This window comes from Nocardia sp. alder85J, assembly GCF_020176955.2.
GTDB lineage: Bacteria > Actinomycetota > Actinomycetes > Mycobacteriales > Mycobacteriaceae > Nocardia.
Genome location: NZ_JAIUCZ020000010.1, coordinates 46,475 through 63,756 on the forward strand (window position 1 = coordinate 46,475; position 17,282 = coordinate 63,756).

16 protein-coding genes are annotated in these 17,282 nt (G+C 70.0%); 7 read left to right on the plus strand and 9 right to left on the minus strand.

The window, feature by feature from the left end:
- Position 1: 1 nt before the first annotated feature.
- The gene (locus LBW94_RS32595) at positions 2 to 1,183 is read right to left on the minus strand and encodes an amidohydrolase family protein (protein WP_266272702.1); all 1,182 of its coding nucleotides are present in this window, start codon (positions 1,181 to 1,183) and stop codon (positions 2 to 4) included.
- Positions 1,184 to 1,383: 200 nt separating this feature from the next.
- Here LBW94_RS32595 and LBW94_RS32600 point away from each other — a divergent pair, with 200 nt between their 5' ends.
- Positions 1,384 to 2,331, plus strand: coding sequence for an ATP-binding protein (locus LBW94_RS32600; protein WP_225058776.1), 948 nt, complete (start codon positions 1,384 to 1,386; stop codon positions 2,329 to 2,331).
- Positions 2,332 to 2,395: 64 nt separating this feature from the next.
- Here LBW94_RS32600 and LBW94_RS32605 read toward each other — a convergent pair whose 3' ends face one another.
- From LBW94_RS32605 to pruA, 7 genes are all read right to left on the minus strand, one after another.
- Entirely contained in the window at positions 2,396 to 3,139 is a 744-nt protein-coding gene (locus tag LBW94_RS32605) for an ABC transporter ATP-binding protein (RefSeq protein ID WP_416276993.1), read from the minus strand.
- The gene (locus tag LBW94_RS32610; RefSeq protein WP_225058774.1) at positions 3,108 to 3,920 is read right to left on the minus strand and encodes an ABC transporter ATP-binding protein; all 813 of its coding nucleotides are present in this window, start codon (positions 3,918 to 3,920) and stop codon (positions 3,108 to 3,110) included. Before LBW94_RS32610 ends, LBW94_RS32605 begins: the two co-directional genes overlap by 32 nt.
- Positions 3,917 to 5,932: an ABC transporter permease subunit gene (locus LBW94_RS32615; RefSeq protein ID WP_225058773.1), complete on the minus strand. Its 2,016-nt coding sequence runs from the start codon at positions 5,930 to 5,932 to the stop codon at positions 3,917 to 3,919. The genes LBW94_RS32610 and LBW94_RS32615 overlap by 4 nt, the downstream gene beginning before the upstream one ends.
- Positions 5,929 to 6,900 carry a branched-chain amino acid ABC transporter permease gene (locus tag LBW94_RS32620; protein ID WP_225058772.1) on the minus strand — a complete coding sequence of 324 codons (972 nt, stop codon included), beginning with the start codon at positions 6,898 to 6,900 and terminating at the stop codon, positions 5,929 to 5,931. Before LBW94_RS32620 ends, LBW94_RS32615 begins: the two co-directional genes overlap by 4 nt.
- A 194-nt stretch (positions 6,901 to 7,094) precedes the next feature.
- Positions 7,095 to 7,490 carry an ABC transporter substrate-binding protein gene (locus LBW94_RS32625; RefSeq protein ID WP_225058771.1) on the minus strand — a complete coding sequence of 132 codons (396 nt, stop codon included), beginning with the start codon at positions 7,488 to 7,490 and terminating at the stop codon, positions 7,095 to 7,097.
- A 339-nt stretch (positions 7,491 to 7,829) separates the two neighbouring features.
- Positions 7,830 to 8,807, minus strand: coding sequence for a proline dehydrogenase family protein (locus tag LBW94_RS32630; protein WP_225058770.1), 978 nt, complete (start codon positions 8,805 to 8,807; stop codon positions 7,830 to 7,832).
- Positions 8,804 to 10,459: an L-glutamate gamma-semialdehyde dehydrogenase gene (gene pruA, locus LBW94_RS32635; protein WP_225058769.1), complete on the minus strand. Its 1,656-nt coding sequence runs from the start codon at positions 10,457 to 10,459 to the stop codon at positions 8,804 to 8,806. Before pruA ends, LBW94_RS32630 begins: the two co-directional genes overlap by 4 nt.
- An 88-nt stretch (positions 10,460 to 10,547) precedes the next feature.
- Here pruA and LBW94_RS32640 point away from each other — a divergent pair, with 88 nt between their 5' ends.
- From LBW94_RS32640 to LBW94_RS32665, 6 genes are all read left to right on the plus strand, one after another.
- A complete protein-coding gene (locus tag LBW94_RS32640) occupies positions 10,548 to 12,212 on the plus strand; it encodes a PucR family transcriptional regulator (protein WP_225058768.1) in 1,665 nt (554 codons plus the stop codon).
- Complete coding sequence (locus LBW94_RS32645) at positions 12,209 to 12,511, plus strand: hypothetical protein (RefSeq protein WP_225058767.1); 303 nt, start codon at positions 12,209 to 12,211, stop codon at positions 12,509 to 12,511. Before LBW94_RS32640 ends, LBW94_RS32645 begins: the two co-directional genes overlap by 4 nt.
- A gap of 215 nt (positions 12,512 to 12,726) precedes the next feature.
- Positions 12,727 to 13,590 (plus strand): substrate-binding periplasmic protein, encoded by an 864-nt coding sequence (locus tag LBW94_RS32650; protein ID WP_225058766.1) that lies wholly within the window; start codon positions 12,727 to 12,729, stop codon positions 13,588 to 13,590.
- A 25-nt stretch (positions 13,591 to 13,615) separates the two neighbouring features.
- Positions 13,616 to 14,629: an amino acid ABC transporter permease gene (locus LBW94_RS32655; protein WP_225058765.1), complete on the plus strand. Its 1,014-nt coding sequence runs from the start codon at positions 13,616 to 13,618 to the stop codon at positions 14,627 to 14,629.
- Positions 14,626 to 15,402: an amino acid ABC transporter ATP-binding protein gene (locus LBW94_RS32660; RefSeq protein WP_323137978.1), complete on the plus strand. Its 777-nt coding sequence runs from the start codon at positions 14,626 to 14,628 to the stop codon at positions 15,400 to 15,402. Before LBW94_RS32655 ends, LBW94_RS32660 begins: the two co-directional genes overlap by 4 nt.
- Positions 15,403 to 15,477: 75 nt before the next feature.
- On the plus strand, positions 15,478 to 16,158 hold the full coding sequence (locus LBW94_RS32665) for a GntR family transcriptional regulator (RefSeq protein WP_225058764.1): 681 nt from the start codon (positions 15,478 to 15,480) through the stop codon (positions 16,156 to 16,158).
- On the opposite strand, the gene LBW94_RS32670 is transcribed toward LBW94_RS32665, so the two are convergent.
- Complete coding sequence (locus LBW94_RS32670) at positions 16,136 to 17,260, minus strand: DMT family transporter (protein ID WP_225058763.1); 1,125 nt, start codon at positions 17,258 to 17,260, stop codon at positions 16,136 to 16,138. The genes LBW94_RS32665 and LBW94_RS32670 overlap by 23 nt on opposite strands.
- Between the last annotated feature and the right edge of the window lie 22 nt (positions 17,261 to 17,282).

A 17,282-nucleotide genomic window follows, 5' to 3' on the forward strand; every position in this document is an offset into this window, starting at 1 on the left:
ACTAGACCTTCAGCAGACGAGCGAGATTGCCGCCCATGATCTTTTCCTGATCCTCGAGCGGCAGATCCTTGAGCTCGTGGATGTAGCGCGTCGGTTCGGCCAGGCCCTCGGGGTGCGGGTAGTCCGAGCCGAACAGCACGTGATCGGAACCGAGCAGCTCCGACAGCGCGACCAGGTCCTCCTCCCAGAACGGGGAGATGTAGAGGGCCTTCTTGAGCGCGGCGACCGGGTCCTGGAAGCCGAAGCCCTCCGGGGCCTTCTTGTAGACGGCGGCCAGCTGCTCGAACAGGCCGGGCACCCAGGTGGCGCCGTTCTCGATGACGGCGAACTTCAGGTCCGGGTGCCGGAACAGCGCGCCGTGGCAGACCCAGGACGCGACCGCGTCGCGGATCGGGGCCCACTCGTTCATCATCTTGAAGACGTTGGTGACGAACGGCAGCATCTCCTGGTTGCCGCCGTCCCACTCCGAGGCGTAGCGGGCGTAGCCGCTGTCCGAGGAGTGCATGGTGATCAGCACGTCCAGCTCGACGGCGCGCTTCCAGAACGGGTCGAACTCCGGCAGCGCGAACGAGCGGGTACCCCGGAAGCCGGGCACCGGCGCCGGCCGCACCAGGATCGCCTTGGCGCCGCGCTCGACGACCCACTCCAGCTCCTCGATCGCCTTCTCGACGATCGGCAGGCTGATCACCGGCACGGTGAAGATGCGGTTCTCGTAGTTGAAGGACCAGGTCTCGTACAGCCACTCGTTCAGCGAGTGCACGACCGCGTGGATCAGGTCCGGGTCGTCCTTCATCCGCTCCTCGAGCAGGCTGGCGAGGGTCGGGAACATCAGCGCGCGGTCGATCTGCAGCTCGTTCATCAGCTCCAGGCGCGGCGCGGGCTCGCGGAACGCCGGGGTCGCCTTGATCGGCTTGCCGAAGATCTCGCGACGGCTCTTGCCTTCGGGGTTGCCGTTCTTGAAGTAGTCCTCCATCGCACCCGGGGCGGCGACCACCTCGAAGGTCGGGTTGGGGATGTACTCGCTGATGTGCCCACGAATCGCGATCTTCGTCCGACCGTCGACCTGTACGTACTTGACCGCGTTCGCATACTTCTTCGGCAGGAACTTGGTCAGTGCCTCCGGCGGTTCGTACAGGTGGTTGTCGGCGTCGAAGAGCTGGTAGGGAAGGTCACTCTGGGACACGAAAGCCTCCGGGTTCATACGCTTGAGAATCACATTCTCCTATGGCGAGCATCATACTATCCCCTGTTCCGGTGAGTTTGGGCGACCGCTCAGATAAACGTTCCGGACGGGGGTGGATCTCGGATCGCCGGACCGGTCCGATACAGTGCGCGCGAATTGAATACGAAAGTCATTACCAACTGGGAGAGGAGGGGCGAACGGTGAAGATCGCCTTCGTCGGTAAGGGTGGTAGTGGGAAGACGACGTTGTCGTCGTTGTTCGTCCGGCACCTGGTCGCGCAGGGGTTACCGGTGCTCGCGATCGATGCCGACATCAATCAGCACCTCGCGGCGGCCCTCGGGGCCACCGAGGAGGAGGCGGTGGCGCTGCCGACCCTCGGCGAGCAACTGCCGCTGATCAAGAACTATCTGCGCGGCGACAATCCGCGGATCGCGACCGCGGGCGCGATGCTCAAGACCACGCCGCCGGGCCGGGGATCGCGACTGATCGGGATACGCGAGGACAATCCGATCTACACCGCCTGCCTGCGTGAGGTCGCGGGGGCCGGGTTGATGGTGACCGGGCCGTTCGCCGACGAGGACCTCGGGGTGTCCTGCTACCACTCCAAGGTCGGCGCGGCCGAACTGCTGCTCAACCACATGGTCGACGGGCCCGGCGAGTACGCGGTGGTGGACATGACCGCCGGCGCCGACTCGTTCGCCTCCGGCCTGTTCACCCGCTTCGATCTGACCGCCCTGGTCTGCGAGCCGACCCTGCGCAGCGTCGGGGTGTATCGCCAATATCTGGGCTACGCCAAGGATTTCGGCATCCGGGTGGCGGTGATCGGCAACAAGGTCTGTGACGACGACGATCTGGCGTTCCTGCGCGAACAGGTCGGCGACGATCTACTGTGCTGGATCGGCCGCTCCGGGCACGTGCGGGCCGCCGAACGCGGCGAGATCCGCCCGATCGCCGACCTGGAGCCGCCGAACCTGCACGCGCTCATCATGATCCGCGAGGAACTCGACTCGATCACCCGGGACTGGACCGAATATCAGCGCCAGGCCGTCGAATTCCACCTCCGCAACGCGAATGCCTGGGCGGGTGCGGAATACGCCGGCCAGGTGGATCCGGACTTCGTGCCCGGCCCGGCGATCCGGATCGGCTGAGTCGCACCGCCGTTCGGATTCGGGTCCGGCCGTCCCCTCATCGGCACGGCCGGACCCGGTCCGCTCAGTCCTCGCCGAGGTAGGCGCTGCGCACCCGGCTGTCGGCGAGCAGCTCGGTTCCGCTGCCCGACAACGCGATCCGGCCGATCTCCAGCACGTAGCCGCGGTCGGCCAGCGACAGCGCGGCGTGCGCGTTCTGCTCCACCAGCAGGATGGTCGTGCCCGCGGCGCGCAGCCCGTCGACCGTCTCGAGGATGCGCGCCGACATCAGCGGCGACAGGCCCAGCGACGGTTCGTCCAGCATGAGCAACGTGGGGCGGCTGAGCAGGGCGCGGCCGATGGCGAGCATCTGCTGTTCGCCGCCGGACAGCGTGCCCGCCGCCTGGGTGCGGCGTTCGCCGAGGATCGGGAACATCTCGTAGACGTGTGCGATATCGGCATCGACCTCCCGATCCCGGCGCAGGAACGCGCCCAGCCGCAGGTTGTCCTCGATGGTGAGGTCGCGGAACACGTGCCGGCCCTCGGGGGCGTGGGCCAGCCCGAGCGCGACGATCTCGTGCGCGGGCCGGCCGTGGATCGGGCGGCCGTCGAAGACGATCGTGCCCGACTCCGGCCGTTGCAGCCCGGACAGCGTCCGCAGCGTGGTCGTCTTCCCGGCCCCGTTCGCCCCGATGAGGGTGACGATCTCGCCCGCGCCCACCTCGAAACTGATGCCCTTGACCGCGGTCACCGCGCCGTAGGCGACGCGCAGATCCTCGACCTGGAGCAGCGCCAAGTCAGCCCTCCTCTCCCGTGGCCGATACCGCATCGCCGGTGGTGGCCGGAGTCCCCAGATAGGCGGCGATCACCCGCTCGTCGGCCTGCACCTGTTCGGCGGTGCCCTGCACCAGTTTCTCGCCGTGGATGAGCACCACCACGCAGTCGCACAGGCCGAAGATGAAGCGCATGTCGTGCTCGATCACCAGCACCGAGACGCCGCGGTCGCGGATGGCCAGTACCAGTTCCCGCATCTGCCGGGTCTCGGCGGGATTCATGCCCGCGGTCGGTTCGTCCAGCAGCAGCACCGACGGTTCGGAGGCCAGCGCGCGGGCCACCTCCAGCCGCCGCTGATCGCCGTAGGACAGGTTGCGGGCCGCCGATTCGGCATGTCTGCCGATGCCCGCGAAGTCCAGCAGGTCGCGGGCCAGGGTGCGGGCGGCGTTCTCGGTGCGGCGGTAGCGCGGGCCGTGCCCGATCGCCGAGAACAGTCCCTGCCGGGTACGGACGTGGCTACCGACCATGACGTTCTCGGTCGCCGTCATGTTCGGGAACAGCCGGATGTTCTGGAAGGTCCGGGCCAGTCCGGCCCGCGCGGCGGCGTGCGGGCGTGGCGGCAGCGGCGCGCCCGCGACCCGAACCTGTCCGGCGGTCGGCCGGTACAGGCCGCTGAGACAGTTGAAGAAGGTGGTCTTGCCGGCCCCGTTCGGGCCGATCAGGCCGACGATCTCACCGGGGCCGACGGTCAGGTCGACGTCCTTGACCGCGGTCAGGCCACCGAAGCGCATGGTGACCCCGCGTGCCTCCAGCACGGGAGTGGCCGAAGTCGTCATGCCACCGCCTCCTCGGCCGCGACGGCCTCGCGGGCCTGCTCCTCGGCGAGCCGCTCCTCGTGGAATTCCATGCTGCGGCGGCGATCCGGCACCAGGCCCTCGGGCCGGAACCGCATCATCAGGATCAGCGTGATCGCGAACAACAGCAACTGCTTGTTCTCGAAGAACTGCAACTTCTCCGGCACCAGGTACAGGACGGCGGCGCCGAGCAGCGGGCCGCCGATCGTGCCCATGCCACCGAGCACGACCGCGGCCAGCAGGAAGGCCGAGTTCGGTGGCGCGGTCCCGGCGAACTGGTACTGGTCCGGTGTGACGGTGGTGGTCACGTGCGCCTGCACGGTCCCGGCCAGCCCGGCCAGGCTCGCGCCCAGGCCGAAGGCCAGCAGTTTGAGCCGGAATCCGTTGATGCCCATGGCCGCCGCGGCCATCTCGTCCTCGCGGATGGCCACCCAGGCTCGGCCGATGCGCGAGTTGCGGACGTGCGCGTAGATCAGCGCCACCACCGCGATCAGCGCCACCAGCAGCAGGTAGTAGTTGCCGAACCGGGTCAGCGTGATGCCCAGCACGTGATGCGATCTCCCGAAGTCCCAGCCGAACAGGTCCAGATCCGGGATCGCGGGAATTCCGTTGGGGCCGTTGGTGAGATCCGGCCCGGAGACGCCGTTGAGATTGTTCACCGTGATCCGGAAGATCTCGCCGAATCCGAGGGTGACGATGGCGAGATAGTCGCCGCGCAACCGCAGCGTCGGCGCGCCGATCAGCACGCCGAAGATCACCGCGACCACCGTGCCGAGCAGCGCCGCACCCCAGAACGGCAGGCTGACGTGCGCGAACCGGGAGAACGCCGACCCCGACACCAGCGCCGCCGAGTAGGCGCCGACGCCGAGGAAGGCGACATAACCCAGATCCAGCAGCCCGGTGAGACCGACCACGATGTTGAGACCCAGTGCGGCGGTGCCGAAGACGAGGATGTTGTCGGCGGTCGTCGTGTAGGTGTCGTCGGTTTGCAGGATCACGAAGACCACCGCGGCCACCACGGTCGCCAGCCCGGTCGCGCCGCGATGCCGGGCGGTCAGCGCACTGAACCACGCGGTCAGCCCGGCCCGGGTCAGCGCCCACGCGGCGAAGCCGACCGCGAGCGCGTAGGCCAGGAACGCCTCGGTGTTGCCGGTGTCCAGCCCGTAGTCGAACAGCAGCATGGCGGCCGGCACCAGGAGGTAGATCGTGGCCAGTTCGACGATCGCCGGTCGCCGTCGTGCCGCCGCCATACCCTGCTGTGGCGCCGCGCCCGTGTTCTGCTGCCGCGCACCGGCTGTGTTCTGTTGCGGTGCCGCGGTTTTCCGCTGTGGTGCAGGAGCTGTGTGCTGTTGCGGCGTTGCAGCTGTGTTCTGCTGCGGCGCAGGCACTGTGCCCTGTTGTGGCGCTGTGGCTGTATCCGGTTGCGGGCCCGCGGCTGTGCTCTGCTGTGGCACCGCGGCGGTATGCGGTTGCGGCGCCGCCGCGGTGTCGAGTAGTGGCGCTGCCGCTGTGGTCCGCTGTGTCGCTGCCGACGTGTTCGGTTGTGGCGCTGCGGTTGTGGTCCGCACCCCGGTGGACAGCCCGAAGACGCCCGCGACGGCGGCGAGGGTGCCGATTCCGGCGACGGCCGCGCCCGGCTCCCAGTTGGCCACGCCGCCCAGTTCGACCGCGATGGCCAGCAGTGTGTACCAGGTCGACGCGGCCAGCGCGAGGGTGAGCGCACGTAGCGGCCATGCGAATCCGCGCGGCGCGAGCACTCGGAGTCCGGGCACGCCGACCGCCCCCAGGGCGAAGAGCAGCACGACAAGCGCGGCCGCGAGGGTGATCAGCTGGTTGCCGCCGGGATATCCGGTCACGGTCAGATTGCCGGGGAACCGGCGGGTCCAGGTCCACGCGGTGAAGGTGGAGCCGAGCGCGACCAGCGCGCCGCCGAACACCAGCCCGTAGCCCAGCCGGGACGGTAACCCGTAGTGGGGGAGGGTGATTCGCTTCATGCCCGATCTCCCGCCGACTTCCCGACCAGCCCCTGCGGCCGCAGCAGCAATACCACGATCAGCACCACGAATGCCCACACATCGCTCCACGCGCCGCCGCCGAACTGCGCCACCGCGTGGATGTGCCCGAGCCCACCGGCGGCCAGCGACTCGACCACCCCGAGCACCAGGCCGCCGAGCATCGCGCCCTGCACACTGCCGATGCCGCCGAGCACCGCCGCGGTGAACGCCTTCAACCCGGCGATGAAGCCCATCCCGAAGCTGACCTGCCCGTACTTCAGGCCCTGGGCCAGGGCCGCGACGGCGGCCAGCGCCGCGCCGATCGCGAAGGCCAGCGCGATCAGCCGATCGGTGTCGATACCCATCAGCCGGGCGGCGTCCGGATCCAGGGCCGTCGCCCGCATCGCCCGGCCCAGCCGGGTGCGGGCGACGAACCAGGCCAGCGCCGCCATGCACACCGCCGCCAGCACCACCGTCACCACGTCGGCCCGCTGGATCACGATGCCGCCCAGCTGGATCGGGCTGCCCGGCAACTGCGGGAACACCTGTGGCTGCGAGGCGCCGAATGCCGCCTTCCCCGCGGCGTTCTTGCCCGGATAGAACAGAAAGGTCAACTGCTGCAACGCGATCGAGAGGCCGATCGCGGTGATCAGCGGCGCCAGCCGCGGCGCGTGCCGTAACGGCCGGTAGGCCAGTCGCTCCGCGGCCAGCGCGACCGAAACCGACACGCAGACACCGGCGATCAGCAGGATCGGCAGTACCAGCCACAGGTTCGCGTGGTGCAGCGCGGGCACCCAGGTGTAGACGAACAGCGCGCCGAAACCGCCGAGCATGAAGATCTCGCCGTGCGCGAAGTTGATCAGCTGCGCGATGCCGTACACCATCGTGTAACCGACCGCGATCAGGCCGTACAGGGCGCCGAGCACGACGCCGCCGGTCAGGAGCTGTAACAGCTCGGTGATGCTCAAGAGGTGGTCCTCCGTGGATCGAACGAGGCGTGCGGGCCACGCATGGGTGCGGACAGCCGGATCCCGCCGCCCCGGCAGGTGCGACGGGATCCGGGCTCAGCGGCCGGTCGGCGGGTAGCCGGTCACCGCGCGACCGCGCACATCGGTCACCGCGCGACCGCGCACATCGGTCACCGCGCGGCCGTGCCTGCGGCTCACTGCGCGACCGTGCCCACGGTCGTCCACTTGCCGTCCTTGACGGTGTTCATGACCATGGTGCGGTTGGTGGTGTCGCCGTACTGGTCGAATGCCACCGGGCCGGTCAGGCCGGGGAAATTCACCTGCTGCACGGCCGCGACGATCGCCGCGCGGTCCGGCACCTTGCCGCCGTTCGCCGCCGTCGCGGCCTTGATGCCCTGGAGGATGGCGGTGGTGGCGTCGTAGGAGTACGGGCCGAAGATGCCGTACGGCTCGGCGTACGCGGCGGCCTTGTAGGCGTCGATGAATGCCTGCTGATCGGCGGTCTTGCCGATCGGCGCCCCGGCGGTGACGACGTCGTCGCACACGGCGAGCAGCGGCACGCCCACTCGGGCCACATCCTTGATGTGCACTGTTATCTCCTTCAGGTACGAACAATGCACGGACCCATAAGCGCCGGAGCGGCCGGGAATTCTGTCATTTCGGACAACATTCCTGCGAAGGAGATGTCCGACCGGACATAGATTTCGGATGTACGGATCGTTCGGATAGGTTGGAGCGGAACGGGATCCGAAGGTCGCGAAACTGTGCGCCCGCTGTGCGCAGCATACGGAACAGAGGGCCCGGTGGTCACCGGGCCCTCTGCTGGAATCCGAACTCGCTTGCGGCGAGCCGATTTTCGATTGTGCTCAGGATTTGCGGCAGATATTTCGCTGTGTTGCGGCAGGTTTCGCCGCGGTGACGCGACCCGCTCAGCCCTGTGCGGTGGCCGCGCGCAGGAAGAACGACAGGTTCGCCGGTCGTTCCGCCAAGCGCCGCACCAGATAGCCGTACCACTGATCGCCGAACGGGACGTACACCCGCATCCGCTGTCCCAGGTCCACCAGCCGGGCCTGTTCGGCGGGCCGGACGCCGTAGAGCATCTGGAATTCGAACTCGTCGCGGCTGCGCCCGGCCGCGGTCGCCAGCAGCGCCGCCGCCTCGATCATCGCCGGATCGTGCGTGGCGACCATCGGATACCCCTTGCCCGCCATCAGGATTCGCAGGCAGCGCAGATACGAGTCGGACACCTCGCCGGGCCGCTGGTACGCCACGGTCTCCGGTTCCCGGTACGCGCCCTTGCACAATCGGATGCGCGCGCCCTCGGCGGCGAAGTCCCGGCAGTCCGCCTCGGTGCGGCGCAGATAGGCCTGGAGCACCGTGCCGACGGTGTCCGGGTGGTCGTGCCGCAGTTGGCGCACGGTCGCCAGCGTGGCGTCGGTGGTGGTGTGGTTCTCCGCGTCGACGGTCACCCACATCCCGGCGGCCTCCGCGGCCGCCGCGACGAGCCGGGCGTTGCCCAGGGCGACGGCGTGCCCGTTGCCGGGCAGTGCCTGGCCGAGCGCGGACAGCTTCAGCGACACCTCCAGCGGCCGCGCCGCGGGCTCCGAATCCTGGTGTGGCAGACCGGCCAGCACCTCGATCAACGCCAGGTACTGGTCCACCACCCGCCGCGCCCGCACCGGGTCGGTGGTGTCCTCGCCGAGGTAGTCGACCGAGACGAACCTGTTCTCCCGCACCAGGTCTCGGACCGCGGCCAGCGCGGCGTCCCGGGTCGGTCCGGCCACGAACCGGTCGACCACCCGCCGGGTCGCGGGCATCCGGGTCAGGCCCCGCTCCAGGCGCCGGGACCGGGCCGCGCTCAGCAGCAGCGGGCGCAGCGGACGCGCCAGCACACCCGCCGCGCTCATCGCCCGGCCTCGCCGTCGGGCTCCTGATGCGGATATCCGTCGCTGGTCGCGGGCACGAAGGTCTCCTTGATCGACCGCGGCGACACCCAGCGCAGCAGGTTCAGCGGGGATCCGGCCTTGTCGTTGGTGCCGGAGGCGCGGCCGCCGCCGAAGGGCTGCTGGCCGACCACCGCGCCGGTCGGCTTGTCGTTGACGTAGAAGTTGCCCGCGGTGAAACGCAGTGCGGTGCTCGCGATATCGATCGCGGCCCGGTCCTGCGCCAGGATCGCGCCGGTGAGCGCGTACTTCGATCCGGCGTCGACCAGGCCCAGTACGTCGGTGAAGGCGTCCGGCCGATCGTCGTCGTAGACGTGCAGCGACAGGATCGGCCCGAAGTATTCGGTGTGGAACGCCTCGTCGGTGGGATCCTCGCCGACCAGCAGGGTGGGCTCCACGAAATAGCCGACCCGGTCGTCGTAGGTACCGCCGGTCGCGATGGTCAGGGTCGCGGTCGCCTTGGCCCGGTCGATGGCCGCCGCATTGCGCTCGAACGCGCGGCGGTCGATGACCGCGCCGCCGAAGTTGCCGAAATCGGTGACGTCGCCGTAGGTCAGCGCGCCGATCCGGTCGACCAGTTCCGCGCCGACGCGCGACCACAGCGACTTCGGGACGAAGGCGCGGGAGGCCGCCGAACATTTCTGGCCCTGATATTCGTACGCGCCGCGGACCAGGGCGGTGAGCAGCGCCTGCGGATCCGCCGACGGATGCGCGAGCACGAAATCCTTGCCACCGGTCTCGCCGACCAGCCGGGGGTAGCCGTCGTAGTGGTCGATCCGGTTGCCGACCTCCCGCCACAGGTGCTGGAAGGTGGCGGTCGAGCCGGTGAAGTGGATGCCGGCCAGCCGCGGATCGTCCAGCACCACGTCCGAGACCTCGGGCCCGTGACCGTGCACCAGATTGATCACCCCCGGCGGCAGTCCGGCCGCCTCCAGCAGCAGCATCGTCTGATGCGCCGCCAGCGCCTGGGTGGTCGACGGCTTCCACACCACGGTGTTGCCCATCAGCGCGGGCGCGGTCGGCAGGTTGGCGGCGATCGCGGTGAAGTTGAACGGCGTGACGGCGTAGACGAAGCCCTCCAGCGGCCGGTGGTCGGTGCGGTTCCACACCCCCGCCGCGGATATCGGCTGCCCGGCCAGGATCTGCCGGGCGAAGTGCACATTGAACCGCCAGAAGTCGACCAGCTCACAGGACGCGTCGATCTCCGCCTGATAGGGCGATTTGGACTGCCCGAGCATGGTGGCCGCGGCCACGGTCTCCCGCCACGGGCCCGCCAGCAGATCGGCGGCGCGCAGGAAGATCGCGGCCCGTTCGTCGAAGGGCAGGGCCCGCCACGCCGGCGCGGCGGCCGCGGCGGAGTCGACGGCATCACGGGCGTCGCCGGATTCGGCCATCGCGACGGTGCCCAGGACCGCGTCGTGCCGGTGCGGCTGCACGACCTCGACCCGGGGGCCGGAGCCGTGCCGGTGGCGACCGGCGATGACGTGCGGTATCTCGATGGGATCGGCGGACAGAGCGGTGAGTGCGGCCCGGAGCCTGGTTCGCTCGGGCGTCCCGGGAGCGTACGAATGCACGGGTTCGTTGGCCGGTACGGGGACCGTCGTGATCGCGTCCATGCCTGGTAGGAAACACCCTCGGCGGCCCCGGTGTGTTGTTCTATCGTACGAATTGCAGGGTGTGTCTTCGTCCAGTTGAATGAAAAGGGTGCCGAGGTTCCTGTCCCTGTCCGAGCTGCTGTCGTCGCTGACCAACTCGGTGGCCACGCTGGTCGACGCGCCGGCCGGTGCCGATGTGGTGGTCGATCAGGTGGCCTTCCTGGACGCGGGCGATCTCATGATGGACCTGCCTCCGGGTCAGCCGCTCGCCGAGGCGTATCTCCAGGTCGGTGTCGGCGATCGGGAGGCCACGCAGTGGCTGTGCGCGCTCGCGCGGGAATGCCCGGCGGCGGACCGGCCCCGGGTGCTGTTCTCCAAATCGGTCACCCCGGAGTTGCGGGCCGCCGCGGCGGAGGCGGGGATCGCGCTGGTCGCGGTGCATCCGCAGGCCCGGTGGGAGATGGTGTACTCGCTGATCGACCGCATCACCGGGCACAGCGCGGGCGCCGCCACGGCCGAGCAGCCGCCCGCGCTGGACACCGACCTGTTCGGGCTGGCCCAATCGGTGGCGGCGTCCACCCGTGGCCTGGTCAGCATCGAGGACGATCAGTTCCGAGTGCTGGCCTATTCGGCGGACAACGCCGCCACCGCGGATCCGGTCCGCCGGCTGTCGGTGCTGGGCCGGCAGGGGCCGTCCGGCTATATGCGCTGGTTGCAGCGCGAGGGCGTGTTCGACCGGCTGCGCAATTCCGGCGACACCATCGAGGTGCCACCACAGCCGGAGTGGGAGACCCGGCGGCGGATCGCCATCGGGATCCGGGAACCGGGCCGCCACGGCGGCCGCTCGCCCGCGGTGCTCGGCACCATCTGGGTGCAGGAGGGCGGGGAGCCGCTGGATCCGGACAGTCCGCACACGTTGCGCGGCGCCGCCTCCATCGCCGCGCGGGTCATCTGGCGTGCCCGCCGCGCCCCGACCAGCGACGCGCTGCTGATCCAGCGGCTGTTCGGCGCGCACGGCGGCGGCGTCGACGTCGCGGCCTTCGCCCACCACTTCGGCGTCCACGCGGACGGGCCCGCGGCGGTGGTGGGCTTCGCCCGCTGCGCGGAGGCGGACGAGGACGACGAGGTGATGCAGCGCGCGATCGTGACCCTGCGGTTGCACGCCAGCGCGTTCCGGCAGGACTGCCTCACCACGCTGATCGGACCGCGGCTGTATGTGCTGTTCCCGGAACATCATTCGGTGGACCGGGTGGCCTCCTGGGCGCGGCAGGTGATCGGCCGGCTCGGCGAGCACTTCGCCCTGGAACTGCGCGGCGCGATCGCGGCGCCGGTCGAGGGCCTCGCCGATGTGACCCGGGCCCGCGCCGAGGTGGACCGGGTGCTGGACCGCACCACGGAACTGCCCGGCGCGGAGGCGGTCACGACGCTGGCGCGGTCCCGCACCACCGTGCTGCTCGCGGAGATCCTGGCCGCGGTCGGCGAGCGCGCGGATCTCCAGGACCCGCGGGTGGATCTGCTGGTCGACTACGACCGCCGGTATTCCGCCCAGTTGTGCCAGAGTCTGGACGCCTACCTGCGGCGATACGGCGATGTCCGATCCGCCGCCGCCGACCTCGGCATCCACCCCAACACGCTGCGCTACCGCATCCGCCGCGCCGCCGATCTCATGGGCATCGACCTGGACTCCGCCGCCGACCGGCTGCTGCTGGAGATCCAGCTGGCCGCGCGCCGCGCCGGATCGGGCGAACAGCCACCCGAGGGCGGGCGATCGTGAGTGCTCGCATCGAGGTCCGGCACTCCCATCTGTTCCCCGGTCTGGTACTCGAATCCGACTGCACGGCAGAGGAATTCGAGATCCACTTCGGTGACGGCGGTCGCACGCGCGCAATCGTGCTGCACGATCCGGCGGGCCGGGCCGCGCTGGCGGTCGACCCCTACGTCACCGTCGCCGGTACCCGAATCCCCGCCCGGCTGTGGCCGATCCGAACGTTGTGTGCCGAAGGCGGCCTGCGGTTGCGGCTCGGCCGCGCCCTCCCCGCCGGACCGGCCGCGCCGAACGAGGATTCGCCCTGATCGCGGACTGCGCTCACGGTCGTGGCCGGCGCTCGGCGCGCGCAACCGGCGGCGATCGCGAATGATCATGGTTTACGCGCAGTTACGGCTCGGTTAGGGGTATCGGTACGTCTTGACGGTGCATGCGACTCTGTATACAGTCTCGCGTACGACGTGGTGTGTGACTCCGCGCACGGGCTGCGGTGGCCACGTTCTCGAGCTGTGCAGGAGAGATGATGAAACGACCTCGACTCGCCGCTGCCGTCGCGGCGGTCCTCGGCTGCGCCCTGGTCAGCGCGTGTTCCGGCGGGGGCTCCGGCGGGACCGCACCGTCGGCCACCGCGGGCGGCACCCGGCCCGCCTTCACCACCGTGACCCCGGGGGTGCTGACGATCGCCACCGAGGTCGGCAATCCGGGCTGGATGGACGGCACCGATCCCGAACACCTCACCGGCGGTGTCGAATACCGGATGGCGTTGCAGCTGGCCCAGGACTGGGGCATCCCCAAGGTGGTGTTCCGCAATGTCAGTTTCACGCCGCTGGTGTCGGGCACCGTCACCGGCTACGACCTCGGCCTGATGACCATCTTCAAGACGGCGGCCCGCGAACAGGTCAACCGGTACTCGGACTGCTACTACCCGGCGATCACCGGCGCCCTGGTACGCAAGGACGTGACCCTGGCGACCGCCGCCGACGCGAAGAAGCTGCGCTGGGGCTACGTCACCGGCGGGTACGCGGGGCTGATCATGCAGAAGCTGGCGCCGGCCACCACCGCCAAGAGCTATCAGGACGGGCCGACCGAATACGCCGCGCTGCAATCCGGGCAGCTCGACGCGGTGATGGACGATCTGTCCTCGCTGGCCGGGCGCTCGCAGCAGGCCGGATTCGAGAACACCCGGGTGGCGGCGGTGATCGAGGGGAAGGATGTGCCGATTCCGTGTTCGGCGGCCCGGCTGCCGGAGAACGCGCCCGCCGCGAACGTCGCCGCCGTGAACGCCGAACTCGCGGCGCTGAAACCGCAGATCGACGGCTGGGTGCATCAGTACCTGTCGCCGCTGGGCGACGACCCGGCGAAATATCCGACGATCACCGTCGGCTGACCGTCCGCAGAGGGCACGTCCGCTGATGACGAAGGACGATATGAGTACGGCGATCGAGCCGGGTCCGAGGGTGGCGAGCCCGGCCGGACCCGGTGGCGCGCGGCGGGATCCGCGCCGGCGCACGCTCGCGCTGGTGCTGCTCGGCTGCCTGTTGCTGCCGCCGCTCGGGCTGGCCGCCGGATGGCGATATCTGCGCGGGGTGCGGCGGTGGCCGGTGGAGCGCGACGCCGCGCGGGTGGAACTCGCGACCGCGCGGCTGTGGGCCGGATACGCCGTCAGCCTCGGCATCCTGCTGGGGCTGGTGGCGTTCGTGGCGCTGGTGTTCCTCGCCGACGACCACGCGGTGTACCGGACCTTCTTCGATGCTTCGGTGCTGCGGCCCAATCTGCGGTATCTGGCGGCCGGATTCTGGATCAACGTGAAGTTGTTCCTGGTCGGCGAGGTGGTGATCCTGGTCTGGTCGACGCTGGTGGCGGTGGTCCGGGAGCTGCCGGGACCGGCGGCCGGGCCGCTGCGCGCGGTGGCGATCGTCTACACCGACGTGTTCCGCGGCATGCCGGTGCTGCTGGTGCTGTTGATCGTCGGACTCGGGCTGCCGCGCACCGGCCTGCCGGTGGTGTCGCACTTCGACGATTTCCAGGCGGCGCTGGTGGCGCTGACGCTCAGTTACGGCGCCTACATCTCCGAGGTGATCCGGGCCGGCATCCACAGCGTGCACTGGAGTCAGGACGCGGCCGCGCGGTCGCTGGGGTTGTCGCACCTGCAATCGATGCGGCTGGTGGTGCTGCCGCAGGCGATCCGGCACACCGTGCCGCCGCTGCTGAACGGGTTCATCAGCTTGCAGAAGGACACCGCGCTGGTCTCGGTGCTGGGCATCCTGGACGCGGTGAACCGGGCCCAGGCCACCTCCAGTTATGCCGCCAGCCTCTCGCCGTACGCCGGGGTCGCCCTGTTCTACCTGGTGATCACCGTGCCGCTGACCCGTCTCACCGACCATCTGGAACGACGCAACCGCCGCCGGCGGCTGGCGAGGAGTTGACCGTGCTCGAGAACCGTTCCGCCCTGGTCGAACTCGACCGGGTCACCAAGCGCTACGGCCCGGTGACGGTGCTCGACGAGGTCAGCCTGACCCTGGCCGAGCACACCACCACCTGCCTGATCGGCGCTTCCGGCAGCGGCAAGTCGACGCTGCTGCGCTGCGTCAACGGGCTGGAGACCATCGACGGCGGCAGCATCCGGTTCGCGGGCGAGCGGATCAGCGGCTTCGGGGTCGATCTGGACGAGGTGCGGCGGCACGTCGGCATCGTGTTCCAGTCCTACAACCTGTTCCCGCACATGACGGTGCTGGAGAACGTGATGCTGGCCCCGTGCACGGTGTTGCGGCTGGCCCGCGGCGCGGCCCGGGAGCGGGCCGAGCGGCTGCTGCACCGGGTGGGGCTGGCGGACAGGGCCGGTCACTATCCGGACCGGCTGTCCGGCGGGCAGCAGCAGCGTGTCGCCATCGCCCGCGCGCTGGCGCTGGAACCCCGGGTCATCCTGCTCGACGAGATCACCTCCGCCCTGGATCCGGAGCTGGTCGGCGAGGTGCTGGCGCTGATCGGGGAGCTGGCGGCCGAGGGCATGACCATGGTGCTGGCCACCCACGAGATGGCCTTCGCCCGCGAGGTCGCCGACACGGTGTGCTTCCTCGACGGCGGCCGGATCCACGAACAGGGCCCGCCGGAGCAACTGTTCGGCGCGCCCCGGCAGGAACGCACCCGCACCTTCCTGAGCCGTGTCCGCGCGGGCGGTCCGGCGGCACCGGCCCCGTGAGGGGTGGCCGAGTGCCGGTGTCTCCGGGCGGATCGAGTACGCTCTTGTATACAGACAATCGGTTTCGATGAGGGGATGGGTGAGACGGTGCTGACCGACGGGACGGCCGCCACGGCGCGCAAGCCGCGTGGCGGCGCCGAGAACATCGCCGACGCGGTGCACGAGCAGTTGCGCGATGCCATCCTGTCGGCGGAGTTCCGGCCCAATCACCGGCTGGTGGAGGAGGAGTTGGCGGAGCGGTTGCAGGTCAGCCGTACTCCGGTGCGCGAGGCGCTGCTGCGGCTGCGGCAGGAGGGCCTGGTCGAACAGCGGCGCGGCTGGATCGTGCGTGACCACGCTCCCGAGGAACTGCTCGAGATCATCGAGGCGCGAGCGGGTGTCGAGGCTCATACGGCTCACCTGGCCGCCGAACGCATCGGCGCGGCGGAGCTGACGCGGCTCGAGGAGCTGATCGCCGAAATGGAGAGCCCGCCGCCCACCCGGGCCAAGCTCAACGAGCTGAACGGCGAGTTCCACCGGATCATCACCGAGGCGTCGGGCAACGCGCTGCTCACCCAGTTCCATCGGCGCACCAAGCTGAACTACTGGAACCTCACGCAGCCGGTGGTTTTCACGCCCGCCGACGACGAGGTGGTGAACGCGCAGCACCGCCTGCTGGTGTCGGCGCTGCGCGCCCGGGACGCCGAGACCGCGGGCCGGGTCGCCCGCGAACACGTCGAGAACACCGCGCGGATCATCCGCGGCGCCCTGGGGTGAACGTCGGGCCGCCGTCGTATTCGGCCGACGTGGTGCCGAACCCGATGCGGCACCACGCCCTGCGAATCCGGGCCCACCCGCCACCGCCGGGTCGCGTCCTGAGATCGCGCGCGACGAACAGCGCCAGTCCGGCGAGGATCGAACCCAGTGCGGCCCACTGTCTTCCGGTGATCGTTTCGCCGAGCAGGCCGAGGCCGAGGGTCAGGCCCACGATCGGTTGCAGGTAGGTGTTGAACGAGGTGGCCGTGGAGCCCCAGCGCAGGATGAAGCGGAAGTACAGCAGGTAGGCCAGCGCCGAGGCGAACAGGCCCAGCTCCAGCAGGGCCAGCGCCGGCGCCGGGCCCACGGCGCGGATCGGGGTGCCGATCGTCGCGGCGGGCAGCGCGGAAAGGATTGCGGCGCTGCCGATCTGGCCCGTCGCGATGACGAGCGGGTCGACCCCGGCCAGATATCGGCCGGTGGCGACGTTGCCGATCGCGAACACCAGCGATCCCGCCACCGCGACCAGCGGCCACAGCCGTCCGCCGCCGGCGCCCGGCGGATGCAGCAGGGCGATACCGGTGAAGGCCAGCAGCACTCCGGCGGCCCGGCCGGGCGTCACCCGTTCCGTGCGCAGGATCGGCCCCGCGACCAGGAAGACGAAAATCGGTGTGGTGGCGGAGAGTACGCCGGTCAGCGCGGACGGCAGATGCGTCTGGGCGACTGTGATCAGGGTGTACGGCAGGGTCACGTTGCACAGCCCGAATACGCACAGCAGCACCATGATTCGGCGCGTGGGCCGGGGCGGGCGGCGACGCCACGCGACGCCGCCGAGCACCATCGTCGCGATCGCCATCCGGCCGAACACGACCATCATGGGAGAGAAGGACCGCAGGGCGATGGCGGTGAAGAAATAGCTGGCGCCCCACACCGTCGTCATCGTCGCGTACGCCAGCAGATCCGGCGCGCGCACCGGCGACCACCGGGTGCGCGCGCCGGATGCCACCCGGCCCGTCACCGAGACCACCCGGCCCGCAACCGATTCCGCGAGGCACGCCGGGTGGCCGCGGGGCCCGCCGGATTCTCGCGGCTGGTAACCGATTTCGCCGGATTCGCCGGGCACGTGACCGGATCCGCCGGTTCCC

Coding starts and splice junctions, on each gene's coding strand:
- LBW94_RS32605 (WP_416276993.1), bottom strand. CDS start 3,139: ATGCGGTATCGGCCACGGGAGAGGAGGGCTGACTTGGCGCTGCTCCAG.
- LBW94_RS32610 (WP_225058774.1), bottom strand. CDS start 3,920: ATGACGACTTCGGCCACTCCCGTGCTGGAGGCACGCGGGGTCACCATG.
- LBW94_RS32615 (WP_225058773.1), bottom strand. CDS start 5,932: ATGAAGCGAATCACCCTCCCCCACTACGGGTTACCGTCCCGGCTGGGC.
- LBW94_RS32630 (WP_225058770.1), bottom strand. CDS start 8,807: ATGAGCGCGGCGGGTGTGCTGGCGCGTCCGCTGCGCCCGCTGCTGCTG.
- pruA (WP_225058769.1), bottom strand. CDS start 10,459: ATGGACGCGATCACGACGGTCCCCGTACCGGCCAACGAACCCGTGCAT.
- LBW94_RS32650 (WP_225058766.1), top strand. CDS start 12,727: ATGAAACGACCTCGACTCGCCGCTGCCGTCGCGGCGGTCCTCGGCTGC.
- LBW94_RS32655 (WP_225058765.1), top strand. CDS start 13,616: ATGACGAAGGACGATATGAGTACGGCGATCGAGCCGGGTCCGAGGGTG.
- LBW94_RS32665 (WP_225058764.1), top strand. CDS start 15,478: ATGGGTGAGACGGTGCTGACCGACGGGACGGCCGCCACGGCGCGCAAG.